The 24,448-nt window shown below is 61.9% G+C and carries 23 protein-coding genes; 12 read left to right on the top strand and 11 right to left on the bottom strand.

The annotated features are described in order from the left end of the window. Positions 1 to 72 precede the first annotated feature (72 nt). Entirely contained in the window at positions 73 to 1,119 is a 1,047-nt protein-coding gene (locus ABX74_RS03450; protein ID WP_047888246.1) for a LacI family DNA-binding transcriptional regulator, read from the bottom strand. 254 nt (positions 1,120 to 1,373) lie between these two features. Here ABX74_RS03450 and ABX74_RS03445 point away from each other — a divergent pair, with 254 nt between their 5' ends. Continuing rightward, entirely contained in the window at positions 1,374 to 3,008 is a 1,635-nt protein-coding gene (locus ABX74_RS03445) for a N,N-dimethylformamidase beta subunit family domain-containing protein (RefSeq protein WP_047888245.1), read from the top strand. Between the two features lie 177 nt (positions 3,009 to 3,185). Here the strand turns inward: ABX74_RS03445 and ABX74_RS03440 are convergent, their stop codons facing one another. After that, positions 3,186 to 3,827: a nucleoside/nucleotide kinase family protein gene (locus ABX74_RS03440; RefSeq protein ID WP_047888244.1), complete on the bottom strand. Its 642-nt coding sequence runs from the start codon at positions 3,825 to 3,827 to the stop codon at positions 3,186 to 3,188. A gap of 117 nt (positions 3,828 to 3,944) precedes the next feature. On the opposite strand from ABX74_RS03440, the gene ABX74_RS03435 reads away from it, so the two are divergent. The 5 genes from ABX74_RS03435 (at position 3,945) to ABX74_RS03415 (ending at position 10,011) form a co-directional block, all read left to right on the top strand. Next, complete coding sequence (locus ABX74_RS03435; protein WP_223257818.1) at positions 3,945 to 4,544, top strand: TetR/AcrR family transcriptional regulator; 600 nt, start codon at positions 3,945 to 3,947, stop codon at positions 4,542 to 4,544. A 42-nt stretch (positions 4,545 to 4,586) separates the two neighbouring features. Further along, positions 4,587 to 5,486 (top strand): crotonase/enoyl-CoA hydratase family protein, encoded by a 900-nt coding sequence (locus ABX74_RS03430; RefSeq protein WP_047888243.1) that lies wholly within the window; start codon positions 4,587 to 4,589, stop codon positions 5,484 to 5,486. Then, the gene (locus ABX74_RS03425; protein WP_047888242.1) at positions 5,483 to 7,126 is read left to right on the top strand and encodes an AMP-binding protein; all 1,644 of its coding nucleotides are present in this window, start codon (positions 5,483 to 5,485) and stop codon (positions 7,124 to 7,126) included. The genes ABX74_RS03430 and ABX74_RS03425 overlap by 4 nt, the downstream gene beginning before the upstream one ends. 82 nt (positions 7,127 to 7,208) lie before the next feature. Next, positions 7,209 to 8,762 carry an acetyl-CoA hydrolase/transferase family protein gene (locus ABX74_RS03420; protein WP_020909516.1) on the top strand — a complete coding sequence of 518 codons (1,554 nt, stop codon included), beginning with the start codon at positions 7,209 to 7,211 and terminating at the stop codon, positions 8,760 to 8,762. A gap of 37 nt (positions 8,763 to 8,799) precedes the next feature. Then, on the top strand, positions 8,800 to 10,011 hold the full coding sequence (locus ABX74_RS03415) for a PucR family transcriptional regulator (protein WP_047888241.1): 1,212 nt from the start codon (positions 8,800 to 8,802) through the stop codon (positions 10,009 to 10,011). Here the strand turns inward: ABX74_RS03415 and ABX74_RS03410 are convergent, their stop codons facing one another. Continuing rightward, on the bottom strand, positions 10,012 to 10,839 hold the full coding sequence (locus ABX74_RS03410; protein ID WP_047888240.1) for an SDR family oxidoreductase: 828 nt from the start codon (positions 10,837 to 10,839) through the stop codon (positions 10,012 to 10,014). A gap of 171 nt (positions 10,840 to 11,010) precedes the next feature. Here ABX74_RS03410 and ABX74_RS03405 point away from each other — a divergent pair, with 171 nt between their 5' ends. Then, positions 11,011 to 12,243: a PucR family transcriptional regulator gene (locus tag ABX74_RS03405; RefSeq protein WP_047888239.1), complete on the top strand. Its 1,233-nt coding sequence runs from the start codon at positions 11,011 to 11,013 to the stop codon at positions 12,241 to 12,243. Between the two features lie 4 nt (positions 12,244 to 12,247). Here ABX74_RS03405 and ABX74_RS03400 read toward each other — a convergent pair whose 3' ends face one another. Then, positions 12,248 to 12,595 (bottom strand): hypothetical protein, encoded by a 348-nt coding sequence (locus ABX74_RS03400; RefSeq protein ID WP_047888238.1) that lies wholly within the window; start codon positions 12,593 to 12,595, stop codon positions 12,248 to 12,250. Positions 12,596 to 12,820: 225 nt separating this feature from the next. Here ABX74_RS03400 and ABX74_RS03395 point away from each other — a divergent pair, with 225 nt between their 5' ends. Then, entirely contained in the window at positions 12,821 to 13,906 is a 1,086-nt protein-coding gene (locus ABX74_RS03395; RefSeq protein WP_019745800.1) for a TerC family protein, read from the top strand. Between the two features lie 176 nt (positions 13,907 to 14,082). Next, complete coding sequence (locus tag ABX74_RS03390; protein WP_020971152.1) at positions 14,083 to 15,012, top strand: alpha/beta hydrolase; 930 nt, start codon at positions 14,083 to 14,085, stop codon at positions 15,010 to 15,012. Here the strand turns inward: ABX74_RS03390 and ABX74_RS03385 are convergent. The 5 genes from ABX74_RS03385 to ABX74_RS03365 form a co-directional block, all read right to left on the bottom strand. Next, complete coding sequence (locus ABX74_RS03385; protein ID WP_047888237.1) at positions 14,995 to 15,666, bottom strand: Dabb family protein; 672 nt, start codon at positions 15,664 to 15,666, stop codon at positions 14,995 to 14,997. The genes ABX74_RS03390 and ABX74_RS03385 overlap by 18 nt on opposite strands. Continuing rightward, the gene (locus ABX74_RS03380; RefSeq protein WP_019745797.1) at positions 15,659 to 16,006 is read right to left on the bottom strand and encodes a hypothetical protein; all 348 of its coding nucleotides are present in this window, start codon (positions 16,004 to 16,006) and stop codon (positions 15,659 to 15,661) included. The genes ABX74_RS03385 and ABX74_RS03380 overlap by 8 nt, the downstream gene beginning before the upstream one ends. A 45-nt stretch (positions 16,007 to 16,051) precedes the next feature. Next, complete coding sequence (locus tag ABX74_RS03375; protein WP_223257817.1) at positions 16,052 to 17,569, bottom strand: MFS transporter; 1,518 nt, start codon at positions 17,567 to 17,569, stop codon at positions 16,052 to 16,054. A 132-nt stretch (positions 17,570 to 17,701) separates the two neighbouring features. Then, the gene (locus ABX74_RS03370; RefSeq protein WP_047888275.1) at positions 17,702 to 19,165 is read right to left on the bottom strand and encodes a benzaldehyde dehydrogenase; all 1,464 of its coding nucleotides are present in this window, start codon (positions 19,163 to 19,165) and stop codon (positions 17,702 to 17,704) included. A 92-nt stretch (positions 19,166 to 19,257) separates the two neighbouring features. Next, on the bottom strand, positions 19,258 to 20,148 hold the full coding sequence (locus ABX74_RS03365) for a LysR family transcriptional regulator (protein WP_003943104.1): 891 nt from the start codon (positions 20,146 to 20,148) through the stop codon (positions 19,258 to 19,260). Between the two features lie 123 nt (positions 20,149 to 20,271). On the opposite strand from ABX74_RS03365, the gene ABX74_RS03360 reads away from it, so the two are divergent. From ABX74_RS03360 to ABX74_RS03350, 3 genes are all read left to right on the top strand, one after another. Continuing rightward, entirely contained in the window at positions 20,272 to 21,639 is a 1,368-nt protein-coding gene (locus tag ABX74_RS03360) for an NAD(P)/FAD-dependent oxidoreductase (RefSeq protein WP_019745793.1), read from the top strand. A 79-nt stretch (positions 21,640 to 21,718) separates the two neighbouring features. Beyond that, a complete protein-coding gene (locus ABX74_RS03355) occupies positions 21,719 to 22,471 on the top strand; it encodes an IclR family transcriptional regulator (RefSeq protein ID WP_019745792.1) in 753 nt (250 codons plus the stop codon). 99 nt (positions 22,472 to 22,570) lie between these two features. Then, entirely contained in the window at positions 22,571 to 23,758 is a 1,188-nt protein-coding gene (locus ABX74_RS03350; RefSeq protein WP_020971147.1) for a 4-hydroxybenzoate 3-monooxygenase, read from the top strand. Between the two features lie 29 nt (positions 23,759 to 23,787). Here ABX74_RS03350 and ABX74_RS30890 read toward each other — a convergent pair whose 3' ends face one another. Together ABX74_RS30890 and ABX74_RS03340 are read right to left on the bottom strand one after the other, a co-directional pair. After that, positions 23,788 to 23,934: a hypothetical protein gene (locus ABX74_RS30890; protein ID WP_411269022.1), complete on the bottom strand. Its 147-nt coding sequence runs from the start codon at positions 23,932 to 23,934 to the stop codon at positions 23,788 to 23,790. A gap of 165 nt (positions 23,935 to 24,099) precedes the next feature. Then, positions 24,100 to 24,448, bottom strand: a 349-nt coding sequence (locus ABX74_RS03340; RefSeq protein WP_047888235.1) for a chloride channel protein, incomplete at its 5' end; no start/stop codon positions are given.

Raw genomic sequence — 24,448 nt, 5'->3', positions numbered from 1 at the left:
CGCGATGGCTTGATTCCTCTCGGTCTGCGACGGACGATTGTCAGGAAATCAGTCTATCGGTGCCGAGTGAATTCATGGGGTGAGCGAATTTGCGGTGCTTGCTCGTATGCGTAGTTCGCTACGCGTGTGGGTCGGCGCAGAGGGTTCGTCACCGTCGATCAGTGCAAGAAGTGCCTCCACCGCCAAAGCTGCTTGTTCTTCGGGGAAGAAGTCGACGGCGGTGATCGGGGGATCGGAGATCAGTAGAGCGGGCTCGTCACTGTCCTGGGCGATCAAGATACTTCCGGGAATTGACAGGCCGAGATCGAGCGCCGCTCGTGCAGCGGCGGGGGCGCAACCGAGGATGACCGAGAGAATCGCGTCAGGGGGATTCTCGGATGTCAGTGCTTTGTGAGTCGCCGCGTATGCCGCGGCGACGAGTTGTTCGACGGAATTGACGCCCTCGAACGACGCCAGGTCGTCGGTGGCTCGGGGCGACACGCCGTGGATGCGGCACCATTCGAGGTAAGCGATGGTCGTTGCGCGAGTCCATGCCGAATCCATTCCGGGATTGAGGACAAGGATATCCGTTGCGCCCTGTTCGGTGAGGTGGTTCAAGAGCGTTTCGGTCGTGGCGAAGAGATCCGGCGAAATACTCCATCCGAATTGCTCAGGGTTGCCGGGACCCACTACGACAGAAGGTATTCCGAGTTTCTTCAAGATGTCGACGCGAGGGTCGTGCATCATCGGGTCGACGACGATCACACCGTCCATCTCGATGCGACGCAGTCCGTTCGGGTCTTTCGTCGACGGCAACAACAGGAGTGAGTGATCGGCGTGGAACGCTGCCTGTGTGGCGGCGGTCGCCACACGGCCGTACCAGTCGAAGTTGAGGCACTCGGCCGAGGAAGGCTCGTCCGGGGCCGGGAGCATCAACCCGAGGGTGGCGGTTCGACCCGAGCGAAGGTTTTGTGCCGACCGATTGGCTCGGTAACCCAAGCGATCCGCAACCTCTTGAACACGCGCCCGGGTGGCAGAGTCGACTCTGCCCTTGCCGTTGAGTGCGTAGGAAACTGTGGACACGGCGACGCCGGCGGCTGTCGCGACATCGCGAAGCGTCGGGACGTTCGGCGTGATCATCGGGGTCGCGTCCTCTAGTTGCTGGGCGGTTTCTACTCAAGAGTAACGCCCAATCGTTTCGGCAGGGGGAACCTGGCGGACGATTGTTCAGTCGAAGAAATTGCGCCGAATCGTTTCATCAGAGCTATTGACTATGCCGAAACGTTTCGGCACTCTCGTAGAACACCGGGACAACTTCGAGTGAAATTCGGTCGACCTCGGGCACCCTCATTCCCAGTCCATGCGCCTAAATACGACGATCCACGGAGTTACCCATGAGAGAGAAAACCCGTCCACGTCGCGCGGGTGCTGCTGCCGCGTGGTCGGCCACTGGTGGTTTGGTCGAACGGCCGGGAATGATTCCGGGAGCACCCGAGATCTGGGTCTACGCAGACAAGTTCTCCTACTTCGCCGGCGATACCGTCTCGGTGCGCGTGCACACCACCGCTGACGAATACGACATCGAGGTGGTCCGTGACGGCGCGCGCCCACAGAGCATCGTCAAGTACATCGGGCTACCAGGCAAACAACAGTCGACGCCCGACGACGCCTATGCGACCGGGTGTGATTGGTCGGAATCCGTTGCCTTCACCGTTGCACCGAATTGGGCTTCGGGGATGTACCTGATCCTGGTTCGAATGCGCCACGAAGGTGTGGTCGTCGAACGTGAGGGCTTCTTCATTGTCAAGGCACGTGAACCCGAGCACGCTGACATGGTCCTCATCCACACCACGAGCACGATGTTGGCCTACAACGACTGGGGCGGAGCCAACAATTTCCGTGGTGCCCCGGACGGTTTCGGCGACGTGGCGACACCGATTTCGTCGACGCAGCGTCCCATCGCGCGCGGGATGTTGCGCAAACCCGAAGGTGCAGCGCGAAACATTCACACCGATATGCCGGGAATCGGATGGGTTCCGCGGCACCCGCCGTACGAATGGGCCTGGGTGAACGGATACTCGCGCCATCACGCCGACGCATTCTGGGCGACGTACGAACGCCCGTTCACGGTGTGGGCGGAGGAGCAAGCGTTTCTCGTACACCACATCACCCAGCACGACCTACATGAGGATCCTTCAGCGCTGCGCGGATATTCGTGTGCAGTCGTCGTCGGTCACGACGAGTACTGGTCGTGGGAAATGCGTGATCGTCTCGACGCATTTGTCGAAGGAGGAGGCGGCCTGGCGCGATTCGGCGGGAACTTCCTGTGGCAGGTACGCATCGAAGGTGACGCGCAGATTTGTTACAAGAACCCCTTCGACGATCCCATACGAGAAGTAGACCCCACCCGCGTCACCACGGCATGGGATTCCCCCGAGATTGATCGGCCGGGCGCGTGGACGATGGGTTTGACCGCGATGGCGGGGGTGTACAACCGTTACGGTGCAACAGCTCCGAGGTCATCCGGCGGCTTTACCGTATACCGGCCCGATCATTGGGCATTGAACGGAACCGACCTGTATTACGGTGACAACTTCGGAATCGCGCCGGTCTGTACTGCTGCTTTCGCAATGGACGGTGCGGACTACACGTTCAGGAAGGGTCTGCCGTACGCCACCGGTGTCGACGGTGCACCAGAGGATCTGGAAATCATCGCAATGGCGCCGGCAGTATCGGGGTCACGGGACAACTGGAACGGCACCGCTCCGATTGGTGTGCCCTTCGCCGAGGTGTCGGGAATCTTCGAAAGTGCCTATGGGAGAGAACTCCCCGAGCATCTGCGCGAGTTCGAATACGGTTCGGGAATGGTGGCAACACATCAGCGCGGTCTCGGAACCGTTTTCAATGCCGGGACGACCGAGTGGGTCAGTGGACTGATTCACCGGGATCCTTTCACCGAACGAATAACCGCAAACGTACTGAATCTGTTTGCTGCGCAACTGTCGAGTTTCACTGAGGAGCCAGACTGACGGCGGCGACCAGCGGTAGAGTTTGTTGCCCGAGGATGATGGCCGAAAGAGGATCCATACGTACGTATGTATGGAGATATGAAATCGACTTGACCAGGGTTTTTAATCCAAACTACCGTAGTCTTCGCCGTTCATTTGGATGACGGGTGGGTGTGGGGAGTTGCCGAACTTCGGCAGTCACGTGCGGATCTCCACGATCAGATCCGCACGTGACCTGGCCGCTGCGATTACGTCGGCGTTCGGTTGTTCCACCCGTCTCACCCAGTCCGCGGCCGCTTCGGAACTCCTCCCGAAGCGGCTGTGGCGTTTCACCAACCGCTGCGTGCGTGTCGCCTCCGGAACCTCGAGGTACCAGACGGTGTCGATCGCCGCTCGTACTTGTGGCCAGCTGCCGTTTGGTAGGAGGAGGTAGTTTCCCTCGGTGACGATCAACGGTGTTCGAGGCTCGACAGCGGTTGCGCTGCCGATTGATTCGTCGATCTCGCGATCGAAGACGGGCGCGTACACAATGGAGTCTGCCGATCGGAGGCGGTGTAGAAGCGCCGCGTATCCGTCGGCGTCGAAAGTTTCCGGAGCGCCTTTTTGTCCACGCCTGCCGAGTCGGTCGAGTTCCCGATTGGCAAGGTGAAAGCCGTCCATCTCGACGACGGTGCAGAGTGAGTCCAGTTTCTGCGCAATTGCCTGTGAAGCCGTCGATTTCCCGGCTCCAGGGGCTCCCGCGATGCCGAGAATGTGTCGGCCGCTGTCGGTGATCAGTGAAGCGGCGCGTGAGGCAAGTTGATCGAGCGTCAGCGAGACGGTCGGCGGTGAGGTCCTCACTTGTTGCTCCGATCAGTCCGAGGTCCGGTGGATCGAGGGTACGCCGGCGGCCTTCGACCATTGACAGTCTGAATGGACTGTGAAACTGTGAGCCATGCCACTCGAGAGGCTGGAGGTGTGACCGTGACCCTGCGTGACGCGCAGCGCGAAGCCACGCGCCATCGGATTCTCGATGCGGCAACGGATTTACTGATAGCGGAAGGGTATTCGTCGTTGACGACGCAGTCGGTTCAAACGGCTGCCGGAGTCAGTCGGGGCGCTCTCCTGCACCACTTTCCGAATATGCAGGAGCTCACTGCCGCGTTGGTGTCGAATATCGTCGTGCGGAACGAGGCGGCGGTGAGGTCGGCGATGTCTCGACAAGACCCGTCGGTGGATACGATCGAGAACTCGATCTCCGCTTTGTATTCGGCGTTGACTCAGCCGCCGTTCCAAGCGGAACTCGAACTGTGGTCGGCGGCTCGGACGGATCCGGTGTTGGCGGAGGTTCTCCGCGAATCGGAGCGCGTCGCCGGGCGGGATTTGCAGCGAGTTGTCCATGACGCGTTCGGGCCTGAAATTGTTGCTTCCGAGAACTATTCGCAAATTGCAGATCTAACCGTGCTGATGCTCCGTGGTTTGGCGTTGTCCCGGGCGGTACACAAGAGCGATGCCTCTGCGCGTCGTTCGATCAGTCAATGGGCGGGCGTCGTTCGCCTGCTGCTCACCCAGAACTAGCGCAACTCGTTTCGTTCGAGATGCGCTCGATCGACAGGACCGATGATGACAGATTTTGCGACCCTGAAATACGAGACCTCTGGTGGTAAGGCGTACATCACCCTGAACCGCCCCGATCGGCTCAACGCAATCGACGATCGGATGCCGTCGGACATCCGAAATGCAGTTGCGGCGGCCAATGACGACGACGACGTTCGCGTGATCATCTTGCAAGGCGCAGGCAAGGCGTTTTGCGCCGGGTACGACCTCAAGAAGTTCGCCGAAGGAGATCTCGACGGAAAGTGGAATCAAGGCCCGGTGTGGGACCCCATCAAGGACTTTCGGGGCATGAAGCAGAACACCGACGACTTCTTCACCCTCTGGCGATCGCTCAAGCCGACCATCTGCAAAGTTCAGGGTCATGCAGTCGCAGGCGGAAGCGATATTGCGCTGTCCTGCGACATGCTGATCATGGCTGACGACGCCCGCATCGGATACCCGCCTGCTCGCGTCTGGGGTTGCCCGACCACAGCTATGTGGGTGTACCGCCTCGGGGCGCAACGCGCCAAGCGAATGTTGTTGACGGGAGACACCATTGACGGTGCCACCGCCGCCGATTGGGGATTGGCGCTCGAATCGGTGCCGGCCGACGAACTGGACGCTGCGGTGGAGGCGTTGGCGGATCGCATCGCCGGTGTCCCGCTCAATCAATTGGCAATGCAGAAGATGATGATCAATCAGGCGTACGACAACATGGGGTTGCAGGGCACCCAGGTGCTGGCAACCCTGTTCGACGGAATTACGCGTCACTCGCCGGAAGGGCGCTGGTTCAAGGATTTTGCCGAACGCGACGGATTTCACGCCGCGGTGCAGTACCGCGATTCCGGCCGCAAGATTCCAGACGGAGGCGGACCGCTCCCCGAATCCGACACCCCTTCCGAAAAGAAAGTGGATGTGAGATGAGCAGTGTTCTCGAAACGTCGTACTTCCCCGCGGACGTGTCGGACCCGATAGTGGAACAAACGGTCGGCGGGCTGCTCCGAGAGTGCGCCGCGGACTCGCCGAACCTGATTGCAATCCGAGAAGTGGTTCCGACGCAATCGCATTCGTTGTCCGGTGCCTCCGAAACGGATCGCACCTGGACCTTTGCGGAACTCCTGGGTGAAGCGGAGGGGTGCGCGCACTACCTCTTGTCGCAGTTCGACCGCGGCGACCGGATAACGGTCTGGGCTCCGAACATTCCGGAGTGGATGATTCTGCAGTACGGCGCCGCGCTCGCCGGAATGGTTCTGGTGACTGCCAATCCGGCGTTGGGCGCCGAGGAGTTGGCGTACGTCCTGTCGCAGTCCCAGTCCCGCGGGTTGTTCCACACCGGAAAGTTCCGCGGCGGTGACATGGCGGCGGTGGCATCCGAGGCGATCTCTATTGCGGGAGTGGAAGTTCTGGCGGTCAACTTCGAAGACTGGGATCGTCAGGTTCGAGGTTGGACGGGCGAGCGGGGCGCACTCCCGGAAGTCTCTCCTGACGACAATGCGCAGATCCAGTACACGTCGGGAACCACCGGTGTCCCCAAAGGTGCGCTGCTGCATCACCGAGGACTGGTCAACAATGCCGATTTCGTCAGTCGGAGAGGTCAATTCCCCGAACGGGGTTCGGTGGTCTCGGCGATGCCGCTCTTCCACACCGCTGGGTGCGGCATCCTGGTCCTCGGCGCCGCACAGCGAAGAATGTCCATCGGTCTGATCCAGTATTTCGACCCGACTGCGGTTCTCGATGCGGCGGAACGCTTTCGGGCCGACGTGGTCAGTGGAGTTCCGACTATGCTGATCGCGATGATCAACGACGCCAGCTTCGCGAGCCGCGATTTCTCGGCCTGTTCGGTGGTCGTGTCGGGTGGGTCGTCGGTCCCGCCCGAACTCGTGAGCACGGTGGAATCGGCCTTCGGTGCGGGGTTCAGCATCGTCTACGGACAAACCGAGGCGAGCCCCGTGATCACGCAGACCAGCCCCGCCGACACCCCTGAAGACAAATCGGAGACGGTCGGTCTCGCGTTGCCGCAGGTCGAGGTGAAGATCTCCGACGTGGTGACCGGGGACAGCGTGCCACTCGGCGAACAAGGTGAGATCTGCGCGCGCGGGTACCTCGTCATGACCGAATACTTCCGCAACCCGGAGGCTTCGGCCGCCACCGTGGACAAGGACGGTTGGTTACATACCGGCGACTTGGGGACGATGGATCAGCGTGGATACGTCCGGGTGACCGGCCGGCTCAAGGACATGATCATCCGCGGCGGGGAGAACATCTATCCGCGAGAGGTCGAGTCCGTGATCTTCACACATCCGAAGATCCTCGATGTGGCGGTCGTGGGTGTGCCTGACGAGGTATGGGGCGAGCGGGTGGTTGCCGTCATCAGGTGGAAAGACGAGTCCGACCAGCCGACCGCAGCCGAACTGGTCGAGTTCTGCACCGAGCGACTGGCACGCCACAAAGCACCCAAGGAGTGGTTCAGTGCAGAAGCATTTCCTCTGACCGGCTCGGGCAAGATTCAGAAATATCGAATTGCGAGCCTGGTCGGCGAGGGCGCCTACGGCGTCGTCAGCTGACCCGAGCCCCTAGCACGTCGGAGCGATTCTGTCTGGGTTATCCCCGTAAATCGCTTCGACGTGCCCTGTTTATCCTGGTGTCGTGAGTTCAACCTTCGGTGAAACCGGACACAAAGCCACCTCCAGCCGCATTCGCGCCACAGCCTTTGCGTCGAAGGTGATGGCCGCGTCCGACGCTGTGAAGTTCATTCACCCCGGCGACACGGTCGCGATCAGCGGTTTCGCAAGTGCCGGTACTCCCAAGGTCATCATTCCGGCGCTGGCCGAGCGCATTCACCACACCCGGGGCAACGGATCGAACTTCACGATCAATCTCCTGACCGGCGCGTCGGTGTCCACCGAGACCGAAAGGCTGCTCGCCGAGGTCGACGGAATCGCGCTGCGTATGCCGTATCAGTCCGAGGCCACCGCGCGTCGCCGCATCAACGACGGTCGCATGGACTACGTCGACATCCATCTCTCCCACGTTGCTCAGCAGGTGTGGGAGGGCTACTACGGCAACGTCGACGTCGCGGTCGTCGAAGTCGCCGGTATCACCGAATCAGGTGAACTGATTCCCTCCGCGTCGATCGGCAACAACAAGACGTGGCTCGACGTCGCAGACAAGGTCATTCTCGAAGTCAACTCCTGGGTGCCCGAGGCGATGGAAGGCATCCACGACGTCTACTACGGCACCGCGTTGCCGCCGCATCGCAAGCCTCTCGAGATCACCCGCGTCGAAGACCGGATCGGCCAGACGACATTCCGAGTGGATCCCGCGAAGGTTGTGGCCGTTGTCGAGACGGACTGCCGAGACAGCGCGAGCCCTCTCACTGCACCCGACGCCGTCAGTGAGGCGATCGCCGGCCACGTCCTGGAATTCTTCGACTTCGAGGTGCGCGCCGGACGGATGCCGGCGGATACCTTGCTTCCGCTGCAGGCAGGCATCGGCAATGTTGCCAATGCGGTCCTCGGCGGTCTCGATCGGGGGCCGTACCGCGGCCTGACCTGCTACTCCGAGGTCATCCAGGACGGGATGCTCAAGCTGATCAAGGACGGAACCGTCGCGCATGCGTCGTCGACGGCTTTGGCGCTCACCGACGAGGGCATCGAAGAACTGACCGCGAACATCGACTTCTACCGCAACCACATCACGCTCCGCCCGCAGGAAATCAGCAACCACCCAGAGGTGGTGCGCAGACTCGGAATCATCGCCATGAACGGCATGCTCGAGGCCGACATCTACGGCAACGTGAACTCGACGCACGTCATGGGGACGAAGATCATGAACGGAATCGGCGGCTCGGGAGACTTCGCTCGTAACGGCTACGTGTCCATGTTCTTGAGTCCGTCGACGGCCCGCGGGGGTGAGATCTCGGCGATCGTGCCGATGGTTCCGCACGTCGACCACACCGAGCACGACACGCAGGTGTTGGTCACCGAGCAGGGGTTGGCCGATCTGCGCGGTCTGTCTCCGCGGCGACGCGCGCGCCTGATCGTCGACAACTGTGCTCACCCGGAGTTCCGGCCACTGCTCCGCGATTACATCGCTCGCGCCGACGCTCAGCCGGGCGCGGGGCAGACGCCGCACATCCTGGGCGAGGCATTCTCGTTCCATCAGCGGTACATCGACACGGGTTCGATGCGCCTTTCCTGACGCCGGGCAATTCCGCTGACAGTGAGAGAATGCGAGGGTGAGCCGAACCGGGGTACCTGACGACGCCATCCGCCGGGTTGCCGCGGCAGGGGCGGACGACGCCGGTGGCCTACCCGTCGAGCTGCTGGGTGATTTCCTGGACGTACTCAGTGTCGCCGTATGCGAGGGGAAGCCGCTGCAGCGTCGTCAGCTGCATCGTTTCCGTGCCCGCGGTGAAGAAGCGGCGCAGCAGGGTGTTGCCCTGCGAGCCCTGCTCGATCTGTATCTCTCCTCGGCTTGGCGCCTGTGGCGTGAGCTCCCCGCTGTTATTGCGGCACAATCGGATCCGACTGCCGTCGTCTCGGCCGGCGAAGTCATGCTCCGCGCCGTCGACGATGCCGTCGCCGAACTGGCCGAAGGATTCCAGTTGGCCAGGCGTTCTCTGGTCCGCTCGCAGGTATCGGCACGCCGTGAGTTCGTCGACGACCTGTTGACCGGTGGAGCCGATGTCGTCGGATTGTTAGGTCGTGCTTCGGGATTCGGGCTCCACCTCAGCGGTCCGCATGCCGTCGCGGTGGTGACCGCGACGCGCGAGTTCACCGACGACAATCCCTTGGTGCGGGCCGTCGAACGTGCCGTGCTCGGCAGCAAGGGTGACGCCGACGCGCTGGTTGCCAGCAAGAGCGGCAAACTGGTCGTCGTTTTCGCGGCGCCGGACCGTGATGCCGTCGACCACGTGCTGGCGGGTATTCGGTCGGCTCTCGGACCGGGAACCGATGACGACGGGCGAGTTCAGTTGCAGCGGCGTGCTTTGGACGGCACCTGGCAGATCGGTGTCGGGCGCCCTCGTACCACTGCTTCGGGCGTCGTGGCGTCGTACCGGGAGGCGCTCGACGCACTGGACCTGGCGCAGCGCCTGTCGTTGACCGCACCGATCATCGATGCTCGTGACCTGCTGGTCTACCGCGTTCTGGTCAACGACAGGCCGGCGGTCACCGACCTGATCCACACCCTGCTCACCCCGCTGCTCGAGGCACGCGGCGGCGCTGGGCCGATGATCGACACCCTGCTCGCGTACTTCTCCGCCGGCGGCAATACGGCAAAGACCGCCCGAGACCTGCATTTGTCGGTCCGGGCGGTCACGTACCGCTTGGACCGTATCCGTGAACTCACCGGCCAGAACGTCAACGACCCCAACGACAGCTTCGCGCTCCACGCTGCCGTGTTGGGCGCGAAGTTGCTCGACTGGCCGGCCACGGAGCTGGCCTGATCAGCTGGTGCGCGCCCGTTCCTCGTAGGCAGCACGGGCCGCGGTGTCGACGTCGCCGAGAAACTGCGTCTCGACGCCGAACAGTCGGCTCAATGCCTCGTAAGGCCGTCGGGGTACGAAACCCTGTGCCTGGACAAGCAGTCCGGACACTCGCGTAATGCGCACGCGTGGTCGAGGTTTGGTGATCAAGCCGACGATTGCTTCGGCGATTTCCTCCGGCTGAACCTCACGGAAACCCTTCATTCCCGAAGTCCCGGAAGTGAGTTGGGTGTTGGTGAGCGTCGGCAGTACGGACGAGACGTTCACTCCGGTGCCACGAACTTCCTTGCGGACAGAATCGGTGAAGCCCAACACCGCATGCTTGGCGCCGCAGTACGTCGACAAACCGGGGCACGGGAGTTCGCCGGCAAGCGAAGCGATGTTGATGACGTGTCCACGTCCGCGTGGAAGCATCCGTCGCAGTGCGAGTTTGGTTCCCGTGATCACGCCGAGGACGTCGATCTCGATGATTCGTCTGGTCACGGTGTCGTCCTCGTCGACGATCCGTCCGACCGGCATGATGCCCGCATTGTTGACCAGTACGTCGATCGGGCCGAGTTCACCTTCGACGGCGTCGAGGAAGTCGAAGAACGACGCGGGGTCGGTGACGTCGAGACGCCCGAACGTACGGATGCCCAAATCTTTTGCAGCCTGCGCGAGAGTGGCTTCGTCGATGTCGCCGATCGCGACCCTCGCGCCCAGGCTGATGAGCCGTTTCGCGGTGGCGTATCCGATGCCCCTGGCGCCACCGGTGATGACCACTACCTGACCGTCGAAAGGCTTGTTCATATCGCGAGCGTCTCCAAAAACTAGAGGGATGGGATAGCAGTGACGTAAATCTGCAGCGACGTGAAACTGCAGTGAGATGTGATTGTGGACCAGTTGAAGTTGGGTAGATAGGGCTTGTTGGCCGAACCAAGGCGATAGATTTATGACTAAGTCACAATTCGGGGAGGCGTCATGGAAACATCGGAGTTGGACGGCTGGATTGCGAATCTCGCGCCCATCTATCTCCAGCCGGAGGTGATCGACGGTTTCGTCCAACGCATCGACGACGCCATTGCCGAGGCCAATCCCGAGGTAGCGGCTGATCGGGAGCTACGACGCGATGTGGATGCGAGCACCGCGGCGCAGCTCCGCGTCATCGTGGCGGCGATCGCGGGCGGTTCCCAGGAGGTCACGCCGCCGGCGGAGTCGGTTGCGCTTGCACTCACCGTCGCTCGGCGCGGTATGGATCTTCGGGTCCTGCTCAAGATCTACGGCGCCGGACGCCTCGCGATGCTGGGTTTCGTCGACGAGTCGATAGAGGCACTCCCGATCGGTCCGGAACTCAAACGCGCACTTCTCGTTCGAGTGTGGGGTTCGGCGATGAGATGGCTGGAAGTGACCACCGAATTGTTGGTCGCGACGTACGCGAAGGAGCGGGAGAGCTTGGCGCGCGGCGCTTTTGCGCGTCGGTCCGAGACGGTGCACGCGATTGTCGCGGGCGAAGCCCTTCACTCCGACGAAGCGTCCCGGATCCTGGACTATCCGATGCGGCGCCACCACACGGCGTTTGTTCTCTGGACGGACGACACCGACCCGGCTGCAGACGTATTGGCGCGGTTGGACTCGTACGCCCGTACCTTTGTGGACGAGTCCAATGGCGAGCGTGTTCTGACTTTGCCTTCGGGCGCGCGTGAGCTGTGGTCGTGGGTCGCGCATTTCGACGGCCGGGAGTGGGCGTCACATGTTGATGCCCGGCATTCGGATCTTCGCGTTGCAGTGGGAGCGAGCGGTTACGGAATGGAAGGATTCGCTCGCAGTCATCGCGAGGCGCTCGCCGCGCAGCGCGTGGCGGTCCGTTCCGGGGGCTCGCCGGGTATCACCGTATACGAGGATGTTCAGGTTCCCTGTCTGCTCACCGAAGATCTGGGCGAACTGCGTGAGTTGGTGGCTCGGGAACTGAAAGGCTTGGCCGGCGCGGACGGCGTCACGACGCGCATCCGTGACACCGTCCGGGTCTACTACGAGAACAACTGCACCGCGGCCGCTACTGCCGCAGCCCTCGGCCTGCACAAGAACACCGTGCGGTATCGACTCGATCAGGCCGAAAAGCTACTGGGTCGCAGCGTCGACCAGCGTCGGCTGCCGACGGAGTTGGCCCTCATCGCACTGGAGAGCTACGGAGCCACCATCGCGCCGGCGCCGTGATTCGCTACTGCATGCCATCGAGACCGGGGAGCGAGTAGCCGGAGTTGTCATCCCAATCTGCGGGGGTGTCGTCGAGTGAAACGTCCCAGTCGGCGTCGGGCACCGCTCGCCGGAGTTCGGTCAGGGCGTTGAACCAGTAGACGAGTGACGGAATCACCTCGGTCGGATCGCTCGAGATCTTGGTCGAGCCGTTGAGCAGAGTGTTGGGGATATCCGACGGGTAGAGGTCCAGGACCTCGTAGTCGAACGGAAATTCGTCGTTGTGGACGGCGATGAGTCGGTCGACTTCGGCCTTCTCGTCGTCGGTCAGCGGTGTGGAGCGGACGGCGGAGTAGTACAACGAGGTGCTCATGTTTGCCAGGCTAGAACAAGTTGCCTTCCAACGGCGGTTTCGGATGCAACACCTTTAGATTGCATGATCTCGGCAACTTTAGATACAAAAGTCGTCGATATTTCGACGGGGATGGATAGAAGTCGGCAAGGAACACTGGAGAAGACGGCGAGACGGCCGTCCGAACCCAGTGAAGGAGCTCCCCGTGACCGCAGTCATCAGTGCCATTCGGGTAGGTGGTCAGCGATGAACGTTCCCATGTGGGCGTGGGCCGCGTTCGCCGCAGTCATCGTCGTCATGTTGCTCATCGACTTGCTCGCCCACCGCGGCGCGCATGTCATCGGCTTCAAGGAAGCGGCCTGGTGGAGTGCACTCTGGGTCGGTTTGTCTCTCGTGTTCGCGGTGGTTGTCACCCTGACCTTGGGGGTGAACTCGGGCGTCGAATTCACAACAGCCTGGCTGTTGGAGAAGAGCCTCTCGGTCGACAACCTCTTCGTGTTCGCCCTGATCTTCGGTTACTTCAAGGTGCCCCGTGAGTACCAGCACCGTGTGCTGTTCTTCGGTGTCATCGGCGCCCTGATCTTCCGCGGAATCTTCCTCGCTGCCGGCGTTGCCGTGGTCAGCAAGTTCACGGCCGTGCTGTTCGTCTTCGCCGCCATCCTGCTCTACAGCGCTTACAAGCTGCTCAAGGACGACGACGAGAGCTTCGATCCGGGTACGTCGCTGGCAGTTCGTCTGCTGCGCAAGATCATGCCGGTTCGCGAGGAATACGCGGGAACCAAGTTCTTCGTCAAGGAAGCCGGAAAGCGCGTCGCAACACCGCTGTTCGCCGTCGTCGTCGCCATCGAAGCCGCCGACCTCGTGTTCGCAGTCGACAGCGTCCCGGCAGTCCTGGCAGTGAGCGACGACCCGTTCATCGTGTACTCCAGTAACGCGTTTGCGATCCTGGGTCTGCGTGCCCTGTACTTCCTGCTCTCGGGTCTGCTCGAGAAGTTCCACTACCTCTCCAAGGGTCTGTCGATCATCCTCGCCTTCATCGGCGTGAAGCTGATCATGCAGGCCAGCCACAAGGTGATCAGCACGTCGATCCCCGAGATCCCCTCGCTGGTCAGCCTCGCGGTGATCATCGTGGTCTTGGCAGGCTCGATCATCCTGAGCCTCAAGAAACCGCTACCGCAAGAGCCTGAGGCCGAAGAGGTTGCGTCCGGTGATGCACCGGTCGACCTCGAGAAGACAGGCCCGAATGGGGGCGTCGAGTCTTCCGACATCGCGCTTGCTGCCGGCGAGCACGACGACGATGACGACAAGGTGGATGCTCGCAGTAGGAGCTGACGCCTGATCGGCTGAACCGAATCGAAAAGGGAGACCACACAACGAGGTGTGGTCTCCCTTTTCGTTTCTCACGACTTCTCGTAACCAAACAGACCACTGATCGGGAAGGTGTGTTCTCACTCGGCCGCGCGCGATCTACCTTGGCGGATGCCCGACGTCCGAGATCAGGAGTGCACATGACAATTCACGCGGAAGTCATCACCATGCTGGCCACGCTCAACGCCGCATTTCCGGATGTCACCAGCTTCGAGCCGTCGGAGTTGCGCGCTCTGCTTCGGAATCGACGCGCCCCGTTGGAGCGGCTTCCCGATTTGCGTACGGTCGAAGATCTCGCAATCGAGGGCCCCGGTGGAGATCTGGCGATCCGCGTCTACCGCCCGCACACTTCCTCCGACGCCGGACCGCTGGTCGTCTTCGCTCATGGCGGAGGCTTCGTGTTCTGTGACCTGGACAGCCATGACGAATTCTGCCGGTCCATGGCGGAAGGGGTTGGCGCCGTCGTCGTCTCCGTCGATTATCGTCTGGCCCCTGAGTACCCCGCGCCGGCAGCACACGACGACGTCTACGCCGCATTGGAGTGGGCGACGAAACACGCGGCACAGTACGGCGCAGACCCGAGCAAGATAGTCCTTGCCGGCGACAGCGCGGGCGGCAATCTTGCTGCGACAGTAGCCATCGCCGCTCGCGATCGTGGGGGGCCGGCGGTTGCGGCGCAGGTTCTCATCTATCCGGTGATCGACGACGATTTCGACACCGAGTCCTACCGTCTCTACGGTACCGACCACTACAACACGACCACGGCCATGAAGTGGTACTGGGACCAATATGCTCCCGAACGCCGAGATGACGTGCGGGTGATACCCACTCGGACAGAGTCGTTCGCCGATCTTCCCGCGGCTGTTGTCGTGACAGCCGAGCTGGATCCGCCGTGCTCGTCCGGTGACGAGTACGCGAAACTGCTTGCCTCGGCCGGCGTCCCCGTGCAGCATCATCGCTTCGACGGGTTGTTTCACGGGTTCCTCACTATTCCGTCATTGTCGCTCACAGAGCCGGCACGCCAGAAAGTTTGGGCGATGATCCGCGAGGTATCAGCCGCCGCTCGATAGGATCTCGTCGCCCAGTTCACCGAAGGTATGGCAGATTCTTTCCCGCACAATGGCTTCGGTGCATTCGGGATCGAACCATCGATCAACGACGCCCCAGTGGATCGGATGATCGAGGTATTGGGTCTGCAGTGATTCGAGGTCGGTGAACTCCTGCTCCCACACATGGGTCCACGGTGCTTCGTCACATGCAGGTGTTGCGCCGGTCGCCGCACTCACCCGACTGAGTCGCCAGGCAGCGATCGAGGAGATATGCCCGGGCATCTTCAGCAGGTCACTTTCGAACTGTTCGATTTCGTCCTCGGAGGTAGTGGGTTCAACGCGAATCAGCAGCGCTCGGTACACCCCGTTCGGGCCGGTGGCGCGCGAGCGACCCTCGGTTCCGGAAACGTACTCGGCGCCGTGAAAGCGTTCGATGGCATCGTGGTGAAGTTCTGCGTCGACGGAATCGCTAACGGCTCGCCACGCGGCTTCATTCGCGAACTGAAGATGAACGATCAGATCTCCGCCGTTGATGGCGCCGGGCAGAGTAGCGGTGACGAGATGGCGAACTGCGCCCGACGATTCTGCCACTGCTGCAATGGTGTTCACCGCATTCGCCCAGCCGTCCGAGTCCGTGCTGTCGGGAGCAAAAACAACCCTAGTGACGTTATACATCGGCCAGTGCCTCGACGTCGTCGGCAGCAGCAGCCATGGTGCGGCTACGTTCGCAGATGAGTGGTTCCATGGCATCCCACCACTGCCGAAGCGTGGTGTCGCCGCGACTCAGACGAGTCATTGCCCACCAACCGGAGGCTCCGTCGACGGTCCACGTGATAGTCACGACGTTGGGTTCGTACTCGGACCACAACGGCGGACTGACAAGTATGTTGTCGAGGGTCAGGCTGCGTCGCCGGGCGTTCGGCAGGTAGCCTGCACGCCATTCGTCGACGAACTTCTGCCCGCATCCGGGATTCGTGACGATCCGGTCGATCACGTAGAGAGTCTCACCTGCCATGTGCGCAGGCTACGTTCCGTCTAAGTCTCTGCGGTACTACCGATCTCACGCAGCGGGAGGTTGTTCGGAAGCGGAAGGGGAGTGCGCCGGTCGCAGCCCCAGCCACCCCACCAGTCCCACCAGAACGAAGGCAACGCCCGCGGTCGCGAACGTGACGGTGAAGGCAGATTCGCTTGGCATCGCCGGAACACCTTCGGGGAGGTTCGCGATTGTCATCGACGCCAGAATCGTTGTCACTACTGCGCTGCCGATGGCGCTGCCGGTGGAACGTGAGATCGAGTTGATGCCGTTGGCGATGCCGCTCTGATGATGCGGCACATTGGACATGATGATGGCGGGCATGGCTGCATAGCCGAGGCTGAGGGCGGCGCCGATCACCATGCCCGCACCGATGACCGACGCGGTGTGCGTGTGGTCGAACGCGAGCCACGCAAACGGCACCGCGCCCAGGATCGCAGTGAGTCCCAGAACGAATCGCGGCCCACGGAGTCTGATGAGACGACCGCCGATCGGGGCGGCGATCAGCGAAACTATCGCGCCAGGCAGCAGGAATTCGACCGACGCACGCAGAATGCTCGCGTCGAAGCCGTATCCGGTGAGATCGCGGGGAAGTTGTGCGAGATACGAGATCCCGAGGAAGTTCGCGAACATGCCGAAGCCCACCACGACGCCGGCAAGATTTGCCATCATCACCGGGCGGTGGACGAACATCCGCATGTCGACAAGCGGCTCGTCGACGATCTTCTCGATCCACACCCAGACTGCGAACATCACGATCGAGGCCACAAAAACACCGACGGTCAAGGGCGACAACCACCCCCATTGGTGGCCTTGAGAAATCGCCAGAAGAAGCAGAAGTAGTGCCGCGCCCAGACTCAGCGCACCGATGAGGTCCACGCGCCCACCGCTTTTGTGCGTGGTGGGCGGGACCAGCGTGGCGACGGCAATGAAGGCCAGCACTGCGAATCCGGTGGCCATCCAGAAGGCGTTGCGGTAGTCGGCATCCGGAGCCGATGTGAGCAGACCGGTGGCCACGAGGGCGAGACCGCTGCCGAATGCGAGAGTTCCGCTGACCAGGGCCATGGCGCCGGGAAGCTTCTGTGGTCGTATCTCTTCGCGCAAGACAGAGAGTGCGAGAGGGAAGATCGCGGTGGCTGTTCCCTGGAGTACACGGCCGAGGATCAGCAGTGGCAGATTGTGCGCCAATGCCGCGACAATCGAACCGATCACCATGACGACGAGGACGCCGACCAAGGTGCGCTTCTTGCCGTGCTGATCGCCGTAGCGCCCCAGCAGGGGAGTGAAGACGGCAGCGGAAAGCAGGGTCGCCGTCGTCACCCAACTGACGCCGGCGGACGAGGCTCCGAGGTCGGACTGAATCCGTCCCAGGATCGGAACCGGCAGCGTCTGCATCATCGAGACGATCATCGCTGCCAGGCTCAAAGCGCCGATGATCACGGCCTCCCGGCGCGGCGATCTTGCTACGGACTGGTCCGGGGAATCGGTGGCAGTTGGCGTAGCGCTGGGGCTCGCGGCACTGCTCGTCGTAACTGTGTTCGTCAACGGGTCCTTCTCGGGAACAACAAGAGAAAATGCTTAATGTGGCGAAGTAATTTTCTCTGGATGGTAAGTCCGCGAGATCGATCCCGTCAATGCTGGTCAGCGACCGAGTGGGACATGCCCTGTGAATTCGTTCTAGAAGGGGTAGACCGGGAGTGCACTTTGCGCCGTCACCCATTGTGTTTCCGTGAAGGCATCGAGGTTTGCACCGATACCGCCGACACGGCCGCCGTTACCCGAAGACGCCATGCCGCCGAACGGGATGACTGCTTCGTCGCCGACCGTCTGATCGTTGATGTGGACCAGGCCGGTGGGAATCTGTTGGGCGAGTTCGAGTCCGCGCATCGCGTCGGAGGTCAGAATGCCCAGCGACAACCCGTACTCGGAATCGTTGGCTATGGCGACGGCTTGTTCGACGGTGGCGAAGGAGGTCACCGGTGCGACCGGCCCGAAGACCTCGTCGGCGAAGGCAGGCGCGGTGAGTGGGGTGTCGGCCAGCACGGTGGGCCGGTAGAAGAGATCCTCGTAGGTGCCGCCGGCAGCCAGTTTTGCTCCGGCCGCGATGCTTCCGTTGACCAGAGAGTGGATGTGGTCGCGTTGTTTGGCGTCGATGATGGGTCCGAGTGCGACCTGACCGGTGAACGGGTCGCCTACCGGAAGCTTGTCGGCGTGTTCGGCAAGGAGTGTGGTGTAGTCGGCGGCGATACTTTCGTGGACCAGTTGGCGGCCGGTGGTCATGCAGATCTGTCCCTGGTGCATGAACGATCCGAAAGCGCCGACAGATGCGGCCTTTTCGAGGTCGACGTCATCCATGACGATCAGCGCATTGTTGCCGCCGAGTTCAAGATGAGCGCGCTTGAGATGGCGGCCCGCCAGTTCGCCGACCGCGCGTCCAGCTCGGGTCGACCCGGTGAATGCGATGACGCGAACGCTCGGATGAACCACGATTGCCTCACCGGCGTCAGCGCCGCCCGGCAGCATGCTGAACACTCCCGCGGGCAAGCCTGCTTCTTCGAAGATGCGAGCGAGAACCACACCGCCGCAGATCGCCGTGCGCGGGTCAGGCTTGAGAATCACCGAATTGCCCAGCGCCAGTGCGGGAGCGACTGCACGGATCGACAAAATGATGGGGAAGTTGAACGGCGCGATGACGCCGACGGTTCCGACGGGTACGCGACGAGAGAAGCTCAGCCGAGGTTGCTCCGAGCGCAGAACCTCGCCGACAGGGTGTGCGGCCAAAGCTGCTGCGTTGTAGCACTCTTCGGCAGCTGTATGGGTTTCCAGCCCGGCCTTGGCCGGGATGCTGCCGGCCTCGCGGATTACCCATTCGCCGATTTCGTCGGCGTACTGCTCGAACAGTTGACCGGCGCGGCGTAGAACGGCGGCTCGTTCAGTGTATGGTCTTGCCGCCCAATCCTTCTGAGCTGCAGTAGCTTTTGTTGCAGCGGCTGCCACGTCGTCGGGTGTTGCCATGCCGACCGTCGTCAACTGCTTGCCGGTGGCCGGCTCGACGACAATACGATCGTCGGCGCTACCGCGAACCCATTCGCCGTCGAAGATCTTCGATTCCCACACAGGGTCGCTCAGCAAACGCGTCATGGCCGCTCCTCGGTAAAGGGATGCAACCGCGCGCCGCATCACATGGTTGCCCACCACGTTGCTCTGTGAGGGGGTCGATCGCCATCACACTTTCACTCAGTGAAAGACGGATTCATGGCGTCCTTGAGTGCTTGGATCAGATCGGCGAACTCGGTGGAGTGGGTAGCGCCGCTGCGGGTCACTCCCGAGACGGGAATGCGCAAGCGGCCGTGCGATTCTCGCATGAAGCTGATTCCAGCGCGTGGAGATTCGCCTGCGGTGATCGAATAGAGCAGGGTCCAGGCGCGCGGGTTGGTGATCACGTCCAGCGTGGCTGTGTGATCGCTCGGAATTGCGGGGCCCAGTTGGACGCGTCGATCGATCTCGCGGAATGCGTCCTCGACCACCTTGTGAATGAGCACCTGACTTTGGCGCGGCGGCAGGAGCAGGGGATATGCGGCCAGATCATTGAGGTCGACGCTTTGCTGGCCGGCTAGGGGGTGTCGGCTCGACATGACGACGAGAAGATCTTCGACGCCGAGGTCCAAGGGTTCGAGTCCGGGGCGGTCGACGCCGCCGCGAATCAGGGCGATGTCCGCGTCACCGGAGGCCACAGCATCCATGCGGTGGGCAAAGCTCTTGATGACGAACTCGACGTCCAGGTCCGGATGAAGTTCGCGCACGTGTGCGATGGCGTCCAGCGTCTGAGCGGCAAAGCTCATGTTTCCCGTGATTCGGATCCGGGCTCTCGGGTCTCGTGCGACGGAGTACGCCATCGTTTCGAGGCTGAGGACTTGCTGCGCGATGGGCACCAGTCGCGATCCTGCCGGGGCCAGGCGAACCGCCCGGGTCGAGCGCTCGAAGAGTGTCGCCCCGAGCTCCTTCTCCAGTCGTGCGACCTGATGGCTGATCGCCGACTGCGAGATGAAGCAGCGTTCGGCGGCGCGACTGAAGCTCAGTTCCTCGCTCACGACGAGAAAGTACTTGAGTTGGCGGAAGTCCATGAGGACAGCTTACTTATGAGCAATCGAGATAACAGTCTTGCGAATACTCCAGCTAGCTGGACCCGACCCATGATCAGTCCATACCGTAATAGTCATACTTTCAATTTGGTTGAGGAGTTCGTTGTGGATAGAACAGCTGCGGGTCGCGCCGACATCGACGCGACTGGACACGAGAAGACTCAGGTTGTGATCGTCGGTTCGGGATTCGGAGCCCTCGCCGCGGCCAAGACCCTCGCGAAGTCCAAGACGCCGTTCGTTCTCATCTCCGCCACCACCGAGCACCTCTTCCAGCCGTTGCTCTACCAGGTGGCGACGGGTGTCCTGTCGGCCGGCGAAGTTGCTCCGCCCATCCGCACGATCCTGCAGAAGTACCCCAACGCCGACGTCCGTCTCGGCCGCGTCGTCGAGGTCAACGCTGAAGAGAACACCGTCGTCTACGAAGCCTCGGGCACCCGCCACACGCTCGGGTACCGCTCGCTCATTGCAGCCACCGGTGCCACGCAGGCGTACTTCGGGCATGACGAGTTCGAAAAGGTCACCTACAAGCTCAAGACCGTCGAGGACGCCGAGGTACTGCGTAAGCAGATCCTGCGTTGCTTCGAGGAAGCGCACACCACCAACGACGCGCTGGTTCGCCGTAACCTGCTCAGCTTCGTTGTCGTGGGTGCCGGCGCGACCGGCGTCGAGCTCGCCGGACAGATCAAGGAACTGGCGCGTCGCTACTTTGCGAAGGCCATCAACAACATCAGTGCCGACGAGGTCACGGTCACCATGGTCGAAGGCGCCGGCGTTGCGCTTCCGGCCTTCGGCGGCAAGCTCAGTGAGTACACGCAGGCCTCGCTCGAGAAGTCGGGTGTCGAGGTAGTCCTCAACACCATGGTCACCGCCATCGACGAGCACGGTGTCACCGTTTCTTCGGCAAAGACCAAGGAAGAGAAGCGCATCGATGCCGAGACCGTCATCTGGTCGGCCGGTGTACGCGCCAACGACTTCGCCGCAGTGCTCGGAGAGGCAACCGGTTGTGAGAGTGACCGCGCAGGTCGTCTGCTCATCAATCCGGACTTGACCGTCGGCGGGTTCGCCAACGTCTTTGCCATCGGCGACATGACTTCGCTCAACGGTCTGCCCGGTCAGTCGCCCGTTGCGATGCAGGGTGGCCGTCACGCCGCGAAGACTGTGAACGGAAAGGTCAAGGCCGGAACGCCTTTCAAGTACTTCGACAAGGGCAGCATGTCGATCATCAGCAGATTCAGCGCTGTATGTCGCGTCCGCAAGGTCGAGTTCAAGGGCACGATCGCCTGGTTCATGTGGCTGGCCGTGCACGTGATGTATCTGGTGGGCTTCCGCAACCGGTACGTCGCTGTGATGTCGTGGTTCGGTTCGTTCATCGGTCACCGTCGTCCGCACTTCCACTACGCGCAGGAACCGATGAAGATCGAGGCCGCGCCGCCGGTGACCGAACGCGAACCGGAATTGGCGCACTCCGCGTAGCTCCGCACCGCCTGAACACGTTTCGCCTGATGCCAGTCACAGTGGATTCTTAGTGGCACTGCCCTGTCACACTGTGTGAATGGCATCAGGCGACCGTTCGTTGATCGGCCGGGCATTTATCGTGCTCGGTGCCTTCGACGCGAAATCGCCGCGGTTGACGCAGTCGGAGATCAGTCGTCGCAGCGGTTTACCTCTGCCCACCGTTCATCGGCTGTGTGGGCAGTTGGTGGCTGAGGGCGCACTCGAGCGTCGGAGTGACGGCAAGTACCAGGTCGGAGTGCGGTTGTGGGAGATCGGCGCTCTTGCTCCCGGCGCTCACGGCCTGCGGCAGGTGGCGTTGCCGTTCCTCGAGGACCTGTACGAGGTCACCCGGGAGAATGTGCAGTTGGTCGTTCGTGAGGGTACCGAGGCGCTGTACCTCGAGCGCTTGTCCTCGCGTAGTGCTGTCACCGTTGTCGGTCGGGCCGGGGGAAGATTGCCGTTGCACGCGTCCAGCGGTGGATTGATTCTCCTCGCGCACGGCGGAACCGAGCTTCTCGACGACGTCCTCCAGGCCGGTCTCGAGTCGTTCACTCCCAAAACCATTACGTCCGAGCGGATTTTGCGAGCAACTCTCGACGAGATCAGACGCACCGGATTTGTCGTCTGCCGTGAGTATCTGAACGTCGGAACCCTTGCCGTCGCCGCTCCGGTCCGCGAAGCCGGCGGCAATGTCGTCGCAGCGGTCTCGACAGTTGTTCCGGTGGAGCAGGATCCGGCTCCGTTACTGCCGGCCTTGGTCGCGGCCGCCCGTGGAATTTCACGCGGGCTCGGTGGCGGCGGACTTGGATAGCTCGTATTCGGTCTTTCACTGAGTGAAATTGCAGCTGTTCAGGGGCGTGATCGTGGTCGATGGTGGTCGCAATCGTCACTCACCTCAGGAGTTCTCTGTATGTCTTCTTCGCGCACCCAGGTCGGAATCGTCGGTGGTGGTCCCGCCGGGTTGATGCTCTCGCATCTGTTGCATCTGAAGGGAATCGATTCGGTGGTCCTGGAATGTCGCACCCGTGAAGAGGTAGAAGGCACAATTCGTGCCGGCGTGCTCGAACAAAACACGGTTGATCTCATGGTCGAGACCGGACTCGGTGATCGACTGAAGCGGGAGGGCCTCGAACATCACGGAATCGAGCTGCGATTCGGCGGGCGAGGGCACCGAATCGCGTTCGACGAACTGACCGACGGGCGCGCCGTCACGGTCTATCCGCAGCACGAGGTGCTCAAGGATCTGATCGCGCGACGTCTCGCTGACGGCGGGGACATTCGGTTCGGAGTGTCCGACGCGAAAGTGCACGATCACGAATCGGATCGCCCGAGCATCACTTTTGTCGACTCGGACGGAAACGACCAGAAGCTCGAGTGCGCCCTGGTGGCCGGTTGCGACGGATCACGTACGCAAACGCGAAAGCTGATTCCCGAACCGTCGATCCGAACGGATCATTTCCGCCAGTATCCCTTCGCGTGGTTCGGCATCCTGGCCGAGGCTCCGCCGTCATCGGAAGAATTGATCTACGCCAACCATGAGCGTGGGTTTGCACTGATCAGCACGCGGACGCCCGAGGTGCAGCGTCATTATCTTCAGGTCGATCCGGACGACTCCGTGGACAACTGGTCCGACGATAGAATCTGGGACGAGCTGCACATGCGCGTCGACGGCGAGGGCGCAGAGATCAAGGACGGCAGGATCTTTCAGAAATCGATCCTTCAGTTCCGCAGCTTCGTTTGTGAACCGATGCAGCACGGCAACCTGTTTCTTGCCGGAGATGCGGCGCACACCGTGCCGCCGACCGGTGCGAAGGGTATGAATCTCGCGATCGCCGACGTTTACGCTCTGGCGAAGGCAATGGACAGTTTCTTCACCTCGTCCGACCGAAAGATGTTGGACGGGTACACCGAAACGGTGCTGCCGCGTGTGTGGCGGACGCAGCACTTCTCGTGGTGGATGTCGTCGATGCTCCATCGCTTGCCAGACGACAGCGGTTTCGGGCATCGCCGTCAATTGGCCGAGTTGGACATGGTCACGCGTTCGGTCGCCGGACGAACGCTGATCGCCGAGAACTACGTCGGAACACCCTTGATCTAGAGAGTTGTCGCAGATTTTGCGGTGCGTAATCAGTGGAGCGGGGTGCCTTGATGGTGTACCAGTTGCCATCCGATCGGGGCGCGGCCCCACAGGGATGTGCGCCGCGCACGACGCACGCCACGGAGTGAATCCCACTGTGCCAGGACGTATCCGTCGTCGATGATTCGACCGGTCAAGTTGTGAACTTCGATGCCGTCACCGTCGATGGGTTCGTTTCGCAGTGATTCAACGGTCGACGGTAGGTCCCGGACGCTACCCGACGCACCTATCTCGGTGAAGACTTTGTGGGGTCATGAATGCTCCTCTGCCTACTCATAGGTCGGGCACGATGTCGATCGTGATCATCGCAGAGGTGGGTGTCGAGTTTCCAACATCCGTTCTCGGAGACTGTCGTAGATAGGTGCCGACCCTGCCGCGGTGGCGACGAATACCGCTGCCGCAGTGGCAGCGAGCATCGGAATTAGCGTCGACGTCACCGCTGTCATCTCGACCACGATCACGATGCCGGTGAACGGTGCGCGCACTACAGCGCCGAAGAATGCAGCCATGCCGATGGTGGCCATGGTGACCGTGAGCCCGGCGTCCACTCCGGGCACGAAGCTCGACAGTCCGGTAAAGATCGACCCCCAGAGTGCACCGAGTGCAAGTAAGGGAGCGAACAGTCCGCCGGGGGTTCCAGCGGCATACGAG

Origin of the sequence: Rhodococcus sp. ARP2 (assembly GCF_001029585.1) — a bacterium.
Taxonomy (GTDB): Bacteria; Actinomycetota; Actinomycetes; order Mycobacteriales; family Mycobacteriaceae; genus Rhodococcus_F; species Rhodococcus_F erythropolis.
This window is presented reverse-complemented; position numbering and strand designations above follow the sequence as displayed.

Excerpts from the sequence above, each read along its gene's own strand:
- ABX74_RS03450 (WP_047888246.1), bottom strand. The coding sequence starts at position 1,119 with ATGATCACGCCGAACGTCCCGACGCTTCGCGATGTCGCGACAGCCGCC.
- ABX74_RS03445 (WP_047888245.1), top strand. The coding sequence starts at position 1,374 with ATGAGAGAGAAAACCCGTCCACGTCGCGCGGGTGCTGCTGCCGCGTGG.
- ABX74_RS03430 (WP_047888243.1), top strand. The coding sequence starts at position 4,587 with ATGATGACAGATTTTGCGACCCTGAAATACGAGACCTCTGGTGGTAAG.
- ABX74_RS03425 (WP_047888242.1), top strand. The coding sequence starts at position 5,483 with ATGAGCAGTGTTCTCGAAACGTCGTACTTCCCCGCGGACGTGTCGGAC.
- ABX74_RS03410 (WP_047888240.1), bottom strand. The coding sequence starts at position 10,839 with ATGAACAAGCCTTTCGACGGTCAGGTAGTGGTCATCACCGGTGGCGCC.
- ABX74_RS03405 (WP_047888239.1), top strand. The coding sequence starts at position 11,011 with ATGGAAACATCGGAGTTGGACGGCTGGATTGCGAATCTCGCGCCCATC.
- ABX74_RS03400 (WP_047888238.1), bottom strand. The coding sequence starts at position 12,595 with ATGAGCACCTCGTTGTACTACTCCGCCGTCCGCTCCACACCGCTGACC.
- ABX74_RS03395 (WP_019745800.1), top strand. The coding sequence starts at position 12,821 with ATGAACGTTCCCATGTGGGCGTGGGCCGCGTTCGCCGCAGTCATCGTC.
- ABX74_RS03390 (WP_020971152.1), top strand. The coding sequence starts at position 14,083 with ATGACAATTCACGCGGAAGTCATCACCATGCTGGCCACGCTCAACGCC.
- ABX74_RS03385 (WP_047888237.1), bottom strand. The coding sequence starts at position 15,666 with ATGTATAACGTCACTAGGGTTGTTTTTGCTCCCGACAGCACGGACTCG.
- ABX74_RS03380 (WP_019745797.1), bottom strand. The coding sequence starts at position 16,006 with ATGGCAGGTGAGACTCTCTACGTGATCGACCGGATCGTCACGAATCCC.
- ABX74_RS03370 (WP_047888275.1), bottom strand. The coding sequence starts at position 19,165 with ATGACGCGTTTGCTGAGCGACCCTGTGTGGGAATCGAAGATCTTCGAC.
- ABX74_RS03365 (WP_003943104.1), bottom strand. The coding sequence starts at position 20,148 with ATGGACTTCCGCCAACTCAAGTACTTTCTCGTCGTGAGCGAGGAACTG.
- ABX74_RS03355 (WP_019745792.1), top strand. The coding sequence starts at position 21,719 with ATGGCATCAGGCGACCGTTCGTTGATCGGCCGGGCATTTATCGTGCTC.
- ABX74_RS03350 (WP_020971147.1), top strand. The coding sequence starts at position 22,571 with ATGTCTTCTTCGCGCACCCAGGTCGGAATCGTCGGTGGTGGTCCCGCC.